This window comes from Streptosporangium amethystogenes (assembly GCF_000721075.1).
GTDB lineage: Bacteria > Actinomycetota > Actinomycetes > Streptosporangiales > Streptosporangiaceae > Streptosporangium > Streptosporangium amethystogenes.
Genome location: NZ_JOEQ01000066.1, coordinates 17336 through 29002, shown reverse-complemented (window position 1 = coordinate 29002; position 11667 = coordinate 17336). Strand labels below are relative to the sequence as shown.

Genomic DNA, 11667 nt, shown 5'->3' with positions numbered 1-11667 from the left:
ACACAGACCTGGAGGAAGCCGCGGTGACGCGGAAAGACGAGGCGTCGGATCGAGAGCTGGTCGGTCGGCTGGTCGACCAGGCCCGTGCCGAGGGCTTGGTGCACCACGCTCACTGCCCGGTCGCCGTGGTCCGCCGCCGAGGCGCTCTCGCCGGTGACCGCGAGGGGGACCTTGGACACGACGACCTTGGACACGACACGGCGCGACGATCGGTTGATTCGTGAGCGGACGGACGCTGACCCTGCCCGAAGGCGCCGAGGCCGACACCATCAAGGCGACCTACCGACAAGGGCATCCTGACCATCAGGGTCCCGATGCCCGAGGTTGCCACGAAGAAGGCCAAACGGATCGCCATCGAGAAGTGACCGGCCACGACGCTGGCGCTCGTAAGAGAAGCCGGTGCCGTGGCATGAGCAGATCTTCAAACGGACACGAGCGGTGGAACCTGTGACCTTTCTTCTCTTGCCGAGTCGCTGGTCAGGACAGGCGTCGACCGCCTGACCGCGGCCGGTTCGGATCGAAGGGAGCGTTGCGGGCTTGCGGTTTATGCCGGGGACATCCAGCCGTGCACATCCACCAGTTTGCGAGGTCGCGGCCCAGATCTTCCCGCTGTTAGGTCTTCGCGGTCCGGTCACTGGCTGCCTGCGGCGGGGAACCGGCACAGTGCGCCGATCCCCTGCGCCGGTGCGCCGGAGGTGCCGGGCGGCAGGACATGGACCTCGGCGCCGGTGAGGACGGCGGCCCGCACCGCGACATCGACCAGGCGTTCGCGTGTGACCGGGGCTGAGGTTCGGGCGAGCACCTCACGGCGGTCGGACACTTGCGTAGGGAGGGGGCCGAACCACGCGGTACGCCGGTCCTGCGGGTCGTCGACGACCACAAGCGTCTGCACCCGGCCGCGGGCCAGCGCATCCAGGGTTTCGCGGACGCCTTCGGCGACGCGTCCGGACGGGCCTCTTGCCTCCGCCAGCCGGTGCAGCAGGGCCTGCGTCTGCTCCTGGACCGCCTGGCGGGTCTGGTCGGCGACCTGCGCGGCCCGGTCCTTTTCGGCCCCGTCCTGGCTGCGGCTGCCGCTGACCCGCCGGATGCTCACCGTGCGCCGCACCCGCTCCGGCAGGTGCTTGGTGAGATATTGCAGGGCCCGCAAGTCACCGGCGAGAAGCAGCAGCCGAGCGTGGAAATCGGCGAGGGTACGCGTCAGCGTGTTCGCCACCCGAGTGGCGTTGTGCTCCCAGGAGTCCTCGGCCCGGTGCTGGTAGCGCATCTGCGCGCATCCGCCGGGTGCGTTGCGCTCGATCTCATCGTCCGGGCCGGTGACCGTCTGCCTCGCCGCCGTTCCCGTGCCGTAGGGGTAGGCCGCAAGATCGGCGCCGGTACGGTCCACGATCGCCAGCACGTACGGCGGCCGCTCCTGCAGCCACGCCAGCAACGGCAGCACGTGTGGCAAAGCGCCGCAGGTTGCCAGGTCCGGCTGGTGGGCCCCGGCCATGTCCACCGCCAGCAGGAGCTCACCCCCTGTGGCGAACATCGCCAGCACACCCGAGCCCGGCAGCGAAAGCGACACTCTTCGCGTCAACGCCTCGATCGTGCCCGGATCGACCTCTTGTTCGCTCAGCCGCCTGGCCAGCGCGTGCCATCTGGGCCAGGCGTCCTCTTCCGGAAGCGCACCCAGATCGAAGTAGCCGGACACCACCGGCCCCGACATGCTGAACAACCGCCGCAGCGTTGCCTTGTTGACATTCGTGGTCACCCTCATACAGCCCATCCTGAACGGCCGATATGACCGTCCGAAAGGGGTGAAAGTCCCACATCCCGAAGGACGTCTGAGCTGCAGTGTTGCGTCGCCCGACGGTCTTGATCACGCCTATGCCAGGAGATTTAGCCACATCTTGAGGGCTCACCGGTGACCGCCCCATGCCATGTCGGCATCGCTCAGCCACTTTTGGTCACCAGACAGCCAAGCAGGGGCCTATCTCGTCGGTGCCAGCCTCATCCGCGCATGTCGCGGCTGGCCAGGGGCAAAAGGTTCCTGGAGCCGCCCGGCCGGCACAAGTGAGCAGGTTGGCATGATCGCCCAACAGGTGATAGATCCTCGCTTCGGCGGCGGCGTCTCACTTTCCGCTCCGGTGCGAGGCAACCGCGAACGGCTACCCGCCGATGAACAGAACCGGAACCGAAGGTTCAGGGCATGCGCGAGAGAGGTGATCCGGATGGCCATACCTCCGCGTGAGGTCCGCAAGCGCGACGGCGCGGTCGTGGCGTTCGACCCCGAGCGGATCCGTCGGGCGGTCCACCGGGCGGCGGTCGAGGCCGGGGTTCCGGATCCGGGCGTGACCGGTAAGGCCGCGCATCGAGTCGTCGACCAGATCACCGCACGCTTCGATGGACGGGCACCGACGGTCGAGGAAGTGCAGGACACCGTCGAAGAGACCCTTATGACGGCCGGGCTCACGGACATCGCCCGCGCCTACATGCTCTACCGCAACCGCCGTGCCGAACTGCGGGACACCAAACGCATGCTCGGTGTGCGCGACGAGCTCAAGCTCAGCCTCGCGGCCGCGGTCGTGGTCAAGGAGCGCTATCTGCGCCGGGACGAGGCGGGTGTCGTCATCGAGTCGACCGGCGAGATGATGGATCGGGTCGCCCGGCACGTGGCGTGCGGGGAGGATGAATTCCGTCCCGGCTCGTCCGCGCACTGGGCCGAGGAGTTCAGCCGCGCCATGCGGGCGCTGGAATTCCTGCCGAACTCCCCGACGCTCATGAACGCGGGAACAGAGCTCGCCATGCTGTCGGGATGCTTCGTCCTGCCGGTGGAGGACTGTCTTGAATCGATCTTCACGGCGGTCAAGGACGCCGTGCTCATCCAGCAAGGCGGGGGCGGCACCGGCTTCGCCTTCTCACATCTGCGCCCGGCCGGCGACCCGGTGCACAGCACGCACGGCGTCGCCAGCGGCCCGGTGTCGTTCCTGCGCATCTTCGACCTCGCCACCGAGATCATCCGCCAGGGCGGGCGCCGCCGGGGGGCGAACATGGCGGTGCTCGATGCCGCGCATCCCGACATTCGTGCGTTCGTCACGGCCAAGCCCGAGCCCGATCGCTTGGAGAACTTCAACCTGTCGGTGGCGGCTTCCGATGCGTTCATGCGCGCTGTCGAAGACCGGGCGCCCTGGCCCCTGGTCAACCCCCGCACCGGCCAAACGGCCGGTGAGATCGACGCCGCCGACCTGTTCGACCTCATGGCCACGCAGGCGTGGCGCTCGGGCGACCCCGGGCTGCTGTTCACCGATCAGATCAACCGCGCCAACCCTACACCGTCCCTCGGACGGATCGAAGCAGCCAACCCCTGCGGAGAGGTACCGCTGCTGCCGTACGAGTCGTGCAACCTGGGCTCGTTGAACCTGCCACGGTTCGTCACCGACGGCGACGTGGACTGGCAGCGCCTGAGCGACGCCGTGGCGCTGGCGGTCCGCTTCCTCGACGACGTCATCGAGGTCAACCGGCTCCCCTTCCCCGAACTCGACCGGGCAGCGCGCCGGACGCGCAAGATCGGCCTGGGCTTCATGGGACTCGCCGAGCTGCTGGCCATGCTCGAAGTGCCCTACGGCTCGGCGGAGGCGGTCCGGCTGGCCGGCCGCATCGCCCACAGGATCACCGCTGCGGCCCGCAAGGCGTCGGCCGAACTCGCCGCCGACCGCGGTCCGTTCCCCTGCTTCGAGCAAAGCATCTACGCCAAAGACGGCACACCGCCGCTGCGCAACGCGCAGCTGACCGCGGTGGCGCCGACCGGGACGATCTCCATCATCGCCGGGACCACCTCAGGAATCGAGCCGATGTTCGCCATCGCCTACGTGCGCAACGTGCTCGACCGCCACCTCATCGAGGTCAACCCGCTGTTCGAGCGGACGGCCCGCGATCGCGGATTCTGGTCCGAACGGCTCATCGCCGACATCGCCGCCACCGGCACCATCCCCGACGACGCATCGGTGCCCGAGGACGTGCGCCGCGCCTTCGTCACCGCCGCCCAGGTGCCGCCAGCGCGCACCTGGCCATGCAGGCCGCCGTCCAGCAACACATCGACGCGGGCGTGTCCAAGACGGTGAACCTGCCGATGTCCGCCACGGTGGAGGAGGTGAAACGCATCTACCTGGAGGCATGGCATGCCGACGTCAAAGGCATCACCGTTTACCGTTACGGCAGCAAGCCCGGCCAGGTGCTCACCTTCCTCGCAGACCCACCGCAGCAGGCGCCGATCCGGGTCGACGGCTCCTACGCCGGCGGCTGCGCCCACCATGTATGCCAGTTCTGAAGATCCCGGCCGACCGCCTTTCCCCAGCACCCGAAGAAGGAGAGAACAGCATGGTCAGCGATGACGCCGCCAAGCTGGCTGTGCTCATCGACGCCGACAACGCACAGCCTGCGATCATCGAGGCACTGTTGGCCGAGATTGCCAAGTACGGCACCGCCCACGTCAAACGAGCCTACGGTGACTGGACCGGTACCGGCCTCAAAGGCTGGAAGGAGCATTTGCTCGCCCAGTCCATCCAGCAATTCGCCTACACCACCGGCAAGAACGCCACCGACGCGGCGATGGTCATCGACGCGATGGACCTGCTGTACTCGGGACGCTTTGACGGGTTCTGCATCGTCTCCAGCGACAGCGACTTCACCCGCCTGGCCGCACGGATCCGCGAATCCGGCCTGACCGTGTACGGGTTCGGCGAACATAAAACGCCCAAACCCTTCGTCTCGGCGTGCGACAAGTTCATCTACATCGAGAACATCACGACCCCCGCCGGTGCAGCACCCGCACCTACCCCACAGGTCGCGAAACTCAGGGGGAATACCGCACTGGTAAACCAGCTCCGCAACGCCGTGGAGGCAGCCTCGGACGACGACGGTTGGGCTGCACTCGCATCCGTTGGCCACATCATCACCAAGCAACACCCAGACTTCGACTCTCGCAACTATGGCTACGCCAAGCTCAGCGATCTGATGGCCGCAACGACATTGTTCGAGTCGGACCGCCGCAGCCCCGGCGACGGAAAACCGGCCATCATCTACGTCCGGGACAAGCGCGGCCGCGACAGAAGCCCCAAGCCCGCCTCAGCGAATCCGCAAGACCCGATGCCCGTGATCAGGCCGATCACGGCGACGATCATGCCCAGCCAGCCCAGCCACGGCCCGGCGATCTCCCTGCCCACCATGGCGGTTCCCGCGCTCACCGCGAACAACGCCACGAGCAGGCCGATCGGGCCGAGGGAGAGCTGGTGCACGGCGTACAGAGCCCGTGCGACCTCGACCTCGCCGAGCCCGGCGCGGCGGGCGGCCAGTGTGGCCAACGCGGTGAGCGGCACCATGGCCAGTGCGGCCATCGTGGCCAGGCTCACCCGGAGGCCAGCACGACCGGTGAGAAGGCCTCAGCCCCTTTCTCGGCCCGCTGGAGCACGTGCCGCAGATGCGCGACGAACCACATGAACGCCACCGCGCCTAGCGTGATGAGCAAGGTGGTCGTGAGCAGTGCAGGCCGGACGAAGGCGATCATCATGCCGGGGCGGACATCCAGTGCCAGCGCGCCCGGGGCTACCAGGAGCCCCGCCAGCAGCAGCACCGCGGCTACCAGGCCGCTGGCCGCTCCCAGGCGCTCCCAGGTTCGTTCGTTCATGGCTGCCTCCCTTGTTGAGGGGCTCTTGCCGAGGCCGAATCGGAGACCGTACGGCGGCCGGCGAGCCAGGGGTCCTGAAACGCCAGGCCACTTGTCCTTTTCATGCCTGCCTATCGCTTTTGCTACCCCAGGATCGCCGATCCGACCCTCTCTGCCCGCGTCGCGGCCGCCTGCCTCCGAGCCGACGTCCTCCAGTCTCGGCGGCAAGGTGGCGACGCGGGGCGCGAGCACATGGCACACCCCGATCATCATGGCCTCTCGCCAATAAGGTCCGGCTGCCCGCCGGTCGCCCACGCACCCGCCCGGCCGCGGCGGCCGCGGACAAGGCCTACTCCTCCCGCGGCAACCGCCTCTATCTCCGCAGGCGCCACATCAAAGCTGTCATCCCCGAAAAGACCGACCAGGCGGCCAACCGCAAGAACCGCGGCTCCCGTGGCGGCCGCCCGGTCAGCCATGATCCAGAGCTCTACAAGCAGCGCAACACGGCCGAACGGTGCATCAACCGGACCAAGGAATGGCGCGGACTGGCCTTCCGCTCCGACAAGACCCCCGAAAGCTACCTCGCCGGCCTTCATCTACACGGAGCCATCTCGTGGATTCGAAGCCTTCAACCCGCCTGAAGATCCGAAGTCCGTACAGGCCCTAGCACGGATAGACAGACGAGTGTCTCATGCTCGTTCTCGAGCCAACGGGCGAGATAGGGCGGCGTTCCTGGAGGAGGCGTTGTTCAAGATGGAGCAGCACCACATCAAGCGCCTGCCCGTGATCGAAGATCATCGCCTTGCCCATTATCAGCGAAGCCGATCTCGCCAAGGAGTTGCCCGACAGCAAGCTTGCCGAGTTCGTGCACCGCGTTTACGCGCTCGACTGACGGACCGGCCCGCGTCCGCTGCCGGGGGGGCCGGTGACCGATTCAGGCCAAACCTCTCTCCGGCCGGAGCCTGGCCGTGATCTCAACATGGTGCCGGCTGGCTACGGCGCATCCGTCCTGGCGGGAGGGGTGTCACGGCCCTTCACGGGGGATGGGGCTCAAACCGAAGTCCAACGACACCTGGAGTTCTGCATGTGCCGGATCGCAGCGCAGCGTGACCTCCACGCGGGGAATCCGCCTGCCGAGCTGGTCCAGGGCGTCCACCAGCGGGGTGATGTCCCAGCGGTGGTGCGTCGGCTGCGCACGCAGGAACAACGCGAGCCGGTGGTCGAAGTCGCGCCGCAGGCGGGCGTCGCCGTGTACGTAGCGGATCGTGATTTCCTGAATCCGATCACTATCTGTCATATCGGAGCCCGCCGTCGTCAAAAAATGCCGGACCATATGAGGCTTCGGCAGACCTGGAAGGACCACCTGCCAGGGCAGGATCGTAGACAATCAGACGCCCGGAGATTCGGAAGGCTGGCTGTGGCCTCGGTAGGCCGTGAGCCGCAGCCGGACTCGTCGTCGACGACATTGACCGGTTCGTAGGCCCTGGCGGCAGCCGACTGCCGCGAAGTGATCGTCGAGACCGCAGCACCTCGTGGAGCCCGCATCGATCGTCCGAAGGATGGGCCGGGGCCCGGTTTGTGCGCCTTGCCGTAACCATGGCCTTACGGGTGTGGTGGGTGGTCATTGGCGGTCCTTCATGCCGGACGTTGCAGCAGTGGCTGGCCGATTACCGGCGAGCAGGCCTGGATGGCCTGGCCCGCGCCAGCCGTAGCGACCAGGGCCTGCGTCGTCTCCCGGACGAGCTAGTGGCGTTCGTCGAGGGGCTGGCGTTGCGCCAGCCTGCCTCGAGCGTAGCCACGATCCACCAGCAGGCCGAGAGCATCGCCAAGGGGCACCAGCGCCTCGTCGGTCTTGACCTCCCCCTGTGATTTCCGCGCCGACGCGGCGCGGTGAGGACCGGCGTGGCAGAGCGCGCCGGTGATGGAATCGCCCGGCCCTTCCGGGCGGTTATGCATGGTGATGCGCATGCGACGCCTTGTCTGGCAGATGCGAAGTATGTGCCGTCAGGGGGTGCTTCCTATGGTGGCGGTGTCGTCGGTGATGGTCGTCATCGATCGTGCGGGCACGTGCTGCGTGCGGGTGTGCGGATGGCCGCGCGGTTCGGTGGTTGGGTGACTCCGGTGGAGCCGTATGCCCAGAACGAGTCTCGCGTCGCTGATGCCGAGGTCACGGCCCCGCCGGGGCCGGTGTCGTTCGTGGAAGCCCGCGCTGCGGCCCTGCCTGCTGTCACGCTGGCTTTTGAGCGTTCCGGGGCCGGGGAGCCGCTGCTCCTGGTGCACGGTCTGGGATTGAGCCGGCGCACGTGGGACGCTGTGGTCCCGCACCTGATCGGTGGGCGCGAGGTGATCGCGATCGATCTGCCGGGTTTCGGGCTGTCTCCGGATTGGCCGGCGGGTCTGACGCCGGATCTGCCGACTACGGCGAGGGTGCTGGGCGCTGCCTTCACCGCGCTGGGTATCGAGCGCCCGCACGTGGCAGGCCACTCCCTCGGCGGGCTGGTCGCGCTGGGGCTGGGACAGGCCGGTCTGGCTCGAAGTGTGACCGCGCTGGCTCCAGCCGGCTTCTGGAACGAAACCGAACGCCGGTACGCTTTCGCCGTGCTGGCCATGGCTCGGCGCATCTCCCGGACTGTGCCGGACGGCGCTGCAGAACGGCTGTCCGCGACCGCCGCCGGGCGCGCGATCTTGGCGGGCATGCTGTACGCAGACCCCACCCAATGCCCGCCGGGGGCGGTCGCGACCTGCCTGCGCTCGCTGCGTGAGTCTGCCGGGTTCGACGCCACGCTACGGGCGGGGCGAGCACACGGCCTGTTCAGCGGGCTGATTCCCGGCATTCCCATCACGATCGTCTGGGGAACCGCCGACCGGGTCCTGCTCCCGCGGCAGGCACGGCGGGTCACGGCCATGCTGCCGCGGGCGCAGTTGATCTGGTTGCCCGGGTGCGGGCACGTACCGATGAACGACGCACCCGAGCTGGTTGCGGATGTGATCATTCGGGAGACTGGGCCGGACATCGCCGTGCCGAGGGCCGACGCAGACGCCGCAGCGTCGTACGCAAAGCACGGTGCCTCAGCAGAGCACGTGGCCGGGGACTCCGACCCGGCGCCGACATGTGAGCCGAACGTTCGAGGCAAGACCCACCACGCGAAGGACCGTGCAGAGGTCAGGTCGCCTTGACCTCGACGTGATGCGGCCGGGCCTTTTCCACCCTCGGCACGGTCACCGTGAGCACCCCGTCGGACAACGTGGCCGATACCTGCTCGGGGTTGACCTCACCGGGCAGGAGGACGCGGTGCTCGAAACGGCCGATTCGGCGCATGCGGCGGTGCAGGCGGCCTGCCGCTTCCTTCTCCTTGATCTCGGCCGTCACCACCAGTTCCCGATCGTTCACCTCGACGTCGATGTCGTCCTTCTTCACACCGGGCAGATCGATGTCGGCGACGAATGCCTCGTCGGTCTCGCTCAGGTCGGCCAGCGGCGCCCACATCCCTTCCACCGGGCCGCCGAAAGCGGATTCGATCAACTGGTCCATCCGGCCATAGAGATCCTCGATCTGGGCGAACGGGTCTCGCATACCCAGGGGCATACCCAGGGCCATACCAGGCCGGACGATAGCCGATCCTCGACGATGAACCGGAAGCGTCATGATGCATCTCCTCCTATGCGAAACGGTCATCCTGGTGAGGAATGGGCAGCGCCTCCCACGCCTGCCAATCCAGGAGCGAACTGCGCGGGTCCCGCCCCCCTGGCAGAGAGCGGAACCATGAGCGGGGCGTTCTCCCAGCGCCGCACATACGTACGCACGCAGGGCGCCGGCTGAGCGAACAGCGCCGATCCCAGGGCCAGGCCAACACCCTTGGTCAGCCCCGGCCCAAGTGTTCCCGCTCGCTATGAGCCTTCCACCCCGCTTCTCAGCAGACACCGATGTCAGGTCCAAAACCCCACCCTTATTCGATCAAGACATATCGCCGGTCCCGCGTTACGCGGCGGCCCGGCAGCGCGGGCCGCCGCCGCAGTAAATCCGGCATGTGCTGCCGCGTGGGCAAGCTCACGCTCACGCGGCAGCACCTGCCCGGGGTTACTGTGGTCACCATCGGCGGTGAGTTTGACCTGGCGACCGCCGATCAGGTGGAGGAGTTTGTGCGCCGTACCCGCCGGCCTGGTGATCAGGTCGTCATCGACCTGATCGGCACCCGCTTTATGGACTGCAGCGGCTTGAACGTTTTGCTGCGCATACGGCACGAGGTCGGCCGCGATGGTGGCGTCCTTCGGCTCGCCGGCCTGCAGCGTGAGCCCGTCCGTGTTCTACGGCTCACCGGTATGGGACCGGTACCTGCTGGTGCATGCCAGCCTTGAGCAGGCGCTGGCCGTGGCCACCTCACGCAGGCGCATCGGCTGGACCTGAGTCCTTCGCGCCGGCCACGCCGAGGGCGGCGCCGCGGCCAAGTCTCACGAAAGGCCCCATTTCGCGTCATGCCTCCAGCTCGCGCATCGGTGGGCGGTGGCGAGTTCGTGGCCGACCTCTCACTAACCGGCAGGACTCCCGGCTGCGAGCGTGACCAGCGTCGACGAGACCTGACTGGTCACCTGCTGGGCGTGATAAGGCCGTAGTGGCCGTCGTAACGGTGATAGACGACGTTGCCCCGCCCGGTACCGGCGTCGGCGAAGAAGACGAACGGTGAACCGGTGGTCTCCAGACGTTCCACCGCTTCCCTGACAGAGAGGACGGGTGCCGGTGCAGAGCTGACCGTGAGGGGGATCGACACCGGGCCCAGCCGGTAGGGCGCGGGGTCGACCTGCGCCAGCCGGTAACCGTCTTGGCTGTGGTAGATGACGCTATCCTGGCCGGTCTCTGCTTCGGTGAACAGGTGGAAGTCGTAATCGAGCTGTTCCATGTCGAAGGCCGCTTCGTCGGGCGTGGCCCAGGTCAGCTCGTAGGTCTTGTGCCGGACGATCTCCCGCTCCCCTTCGGGCCGGGGGAAGTAGAGCAGAGGACGACGATGAGGGCTGGAATGCCGCCACTCGTGGTCGGCGTCCTCCGCACGTCGCCCCCGCAGGTCCTCCCAGTCCCTGCCGGTACGGCGCAGCCGGACCCGAAGCCGGTCTCCGAGCAGCCGGATGGCCTGGTGCATCGACTCGGCGACCGCCTGCGCTCGGATGAGCCGTCCGCTGACGTCGAGGTTCGCCTGCGCGGTGCAGGGGCGGGCCACGGCAGGATCGGCGGAGGCGCTGAGCTTGACCCGGGCAAAGAGCACCGATTCGTGGGCGGCCGCGGTCGATGCCGCCACCACCTCGCGAGCATCGTCGGCCGCACCGGGTGAGATGGCGCCGCGCGTTTCCACCTGCACCTCGCCGGGGTCAAGAGCGATGGAGGCGTGCCGACGGTTCATGCCGTGTCACCTCCGCTCCTGACGAGGCCAGCGGCGAGCAGTAGCTCGTGGGCGAGCCGCGCGGCCTGTGCGGGGTGCATCTGCCCGGGCTCCTCCAGCGGCCCGGCCTCCAGGCCACGCGCGAGGGCCAGATGGGCCTCGGCCAACGCTTGGATCTGCTTCTCGGCTTTGCTGACCCGGGCCTTGAGAAGGTTCAGTTCGAGCTCGAGCGGATGCGTCTGTTCGGTCGCAGGGACCATATCGGGCTTGGGTTGGGACATCAGACCCACCTCCCATAAGCGCTCTCCCTTTCCACCCTTCCCAGAACCGGCACTAGTATCACAGGGACTTATGTCCTTCGGCGGCAGGCGAGGTGCCAGGCCGCAGGTTGAACAGGGCGAGCATGAGGTTCATCGCGGCCAGTCAGCATCATCGGCCGATGACTTGGTGTCCATGCGAGGGAGAGGACTCCGATCCGGGAGGGTCCCCTGAGACAAGGAAACGTGGATGTCTGACGGCACACAGGTGTCCGGGAAGGGACCTGCCAGACGCCCACCCCTCGCCCTCACTCGTTTGGTTGGGGCCCTTGACTCGGTGAAGCACTCCCTGTGGGTTGTTTCCTCAACCTCGTGGTAGCCGAACATCGATTCCGGGGCC

11 protein-coding genes and 2 pseudogenes are annotated in these 11667 nt (G+C 67.6%); 5 read left to right on the top strand and 8 right to left on the bottom strand.

Annotated features, from left to right (window positions below):
• A partial coding sequence (locus tag IG98_RS0142300) for a hypothetical protein (RefSeq protein ID WP_030925889.1) occupies nucleotides 1-194 on the bottom strand: 194 nt, incomplete at its 3' end.
• A gap of 437 nt (nucleotides 195-631) precedes the next feature.
• On the bottom strand, nucleotides 632-1756 hold the full coding sequence (locus tag IG98_RS0142295) for a baeRF2 domain-containing protein (RefSeq protein ID WP_030925887.1): 1125 nt from the start codon (nucleotides 1754-1756) through the stop codon (nucleotides 632-634).
• Between the two features lie 163 nt (nucleotides 1757-1919).
• Between IG98_RS0142295 and IG98_RS46090 the strand changes: the two are divergent.
• Nucleotides 1920-4306 (top strand): annotated as a pseudogene (locus IG98_RS46090) (adenosylcobalamin-dependent ribonucleoside-diphosphate reductase).
• A 50-nt stretch (nucleotides 4307-4356) separates the two neighbouring features.
• On the top strand, nucleotides 4357-5475 hold the full coding sequence (locus IG98_RS54010; protein ID WP_084196058.1) for an NYN domain-containing protein: 1119 nt from the start codon (nucleotides 4357-4359) through the stop codon (nucleotides 5473-5475).
• Here IG98_RS54010 and IG98_RS51660 read toward each other — a convergent pair.
• On the bottom strand, nucleotides 5384-5662 hold the full coding sequence (locus IG98_RS51660) for a hypothetical protein (protein ID WP_030925881.1): 279 nt from the start codon (nucleotides 5660-5662) through the stop codon (nucleotides 5384-5386). The genes IG98_RS54010 and IG98_RS51660 overlap by 92 nt on opposite strands.
• Nucleotides 5663-5928: 266 nt before the next feature.
• On the opposite strand from IG98_RS51660, the pseudogene IG98_RS51655 reads away from it, so the two are divergent.
• Nucleotides 5929-6282, top strand: a pseudogene (locus IG98_RS51655) (IS5-like element ISAs34 family transposase); the annotation flags it as partial.
• Between the two features lie 383 nt (nucleotides 6283-6665).
• Here IG98_RS51655 and IG98_RS0142265 read toward each other — a convergent pair.
• Together IG98_RS0142265 and IG98_RS51645 are read right to left on the bottom strand one after the other, a co-directional pair.
• The gene (locus IG98_RS0142265; RefSeq protein ID WP_169750293.1) at nucleotides 6666-7028 is read right to left on the bottom strand and encodes a hypothetical protein; all 363 of its coding nucleotides are present in this window, start codon (nucleotides 7026-7028) and stop codon (nucleotides 6666-6668) included.
• Between the two features lie 356 nt (nucleotides 7029-7384).
• Entirely contained in the window at nucleotides 7385-7609 is a 225-nt protein-coding gene (locus tag IG98_RS51645; protein WP_157594860.1) for a hypothetical protein, read from the bottom strand.
• A 120-nt stretch (nucleotides 7610-7729) separates the two neighbouring features.
• Between IG98_RS51645 and IG98_RS0142255 the strand changes: the two genes are divergently transcribed.
• A complete protein-coding gene (locus IG98_RS0142255; RefSeq protein ID WP_063766385.1) occupies nucleotides 7730-8818 on the top strand; it encodes an alpha/beta fold hydrolase in 1089 nt (362 codons plus the stop codon).
• On the opposite strand, the gene IG98_RS0142250 is transcribed toward IG98_RS0142255, so the two are convergent.
• Nucleotides 8805-9287 (bottom strand): Hsp20/alpha crystallin family protein, encoded by a 483-nt coding sequence (locus IG98_RS0142250; protein WP_030925873.1) that lies wholly within the window; start codon nucleotides 9285-9287, stop codon nucleotides 8805-8807. The genes IG98_RS0142255 and IG98_RS0142250 overlap by 14 nt on opposite strands.
• A 392-nt stretch (nucleotides 9288-9679) precedes the next feature.
• Between IG98_RS0142250 and IG98_RS49775 the strand changes: the two genes are divergently transcribed.
• Nucleotides 9680-9997, top strand: a complete 318-nt coding sequence (locus IG98_RS49775; protein WP_169750292.1) for an STAS domain-containing protein — start codon at nucleotides 9680-9682, stop codon at nucleotides 9995-9997.
• Nucleotides 9998-10224: 227 nt separating this feature from the next.
• Here the strand turns inward: IG98_RS49775 and IG98_RS0142240 are convergent, their stop codons facing one another.
• Together IG98_RS0142240 and IG98_RS0142235 are read right to left on the bottom strand one after the other, a co-directional pair.
• Complete coding sequence (locus IG98_RS0142240; protein WP_030925871.1) at nucleotides 10225-11031, bottom strand: HPF/RaiA family ribosome-associated protein; 807 nt, start codon at nucleotides 11029-11031, stop codon at nucleotides 10225-10227.
• Nucleotides 11028-11291: a hypothetical protein gene (locus tag IG98_RS0142235; protein WP_157594859.1), complete on the bottom strand. Its 264-nt coding sequence runs from the start codon at nucleotides 11289-11291 to the stop codon at nucleotides 11028-11030. The genes IG98_RS0142240 and IG98_RS0142235 overlap by 4 nt, the downstream gene beginning before the upstream one ends.
• Nucleotides 11292-11667 lie beyond the last annotated feature (376 nt).

Excerpts from the sequence above, each read along its gene's own strand:
- IG98_RS51645 (WP_157594860.1), bottom strand. The coding sequence starts at position 7,609 with ATGCGCATCACCATGCATAACCGCCCGGAAGGGCCGGGCGATTCCATC.
- IG98_RS0142240 (WP_030925871.1), bottom strand. The coding sequence starts at position 11,031 with ATGAACCGTCGGCACGCCTCCATCGCTCTTGACCCCGGCGAGGTGCAG.
- IG98_RS0142235 (WP_157594859.1), bottom strand. The coding sequence starts at position 11,291 with ATGTCCCAACCCAAGCCCGATATGGTCCCTGCGACCGAACAGACGCAT.
- IG98_RS0142295 (WP_030925887.1), bottom strand. The coding sequence starts at position 1,756 with ATGAGGGTGACCACGAATGTCAACAAGGCAACGCTGCGGCGGTTGTTC.
- IG98_RS0142250 (WP_030925873.1), bottom strand. The coding sequence starts at position 9,287 with ATGACGCTTCCGGTTCATCGTCGAGGATCGGCTATCGTCCGGCCTGGT.
- IG98_RS51660 (WP_030925881.1), bottom strand. The coding sequence starts at position 5,662 with ATGAACGAACGAACCTGGGAGCGCCTGGGAGCGGCCAGCGGCCTGGTA.
- IG98_RS0142255 (WP_063766385.1), top strand. The coding sequence starts at position 7,730 with ATGGCCGCGCGGTTCGGTGGTTGGGTGACTCCGGTGGAGCCGTATGCC.
- IG98_RS54010 (WP_084196058.1), top strand. The coding sequence starts at position 4,357 with ATGGTCAGCGATGACGCCGCCAAGCTGGCTGTGCTCATCGACGCCGAC.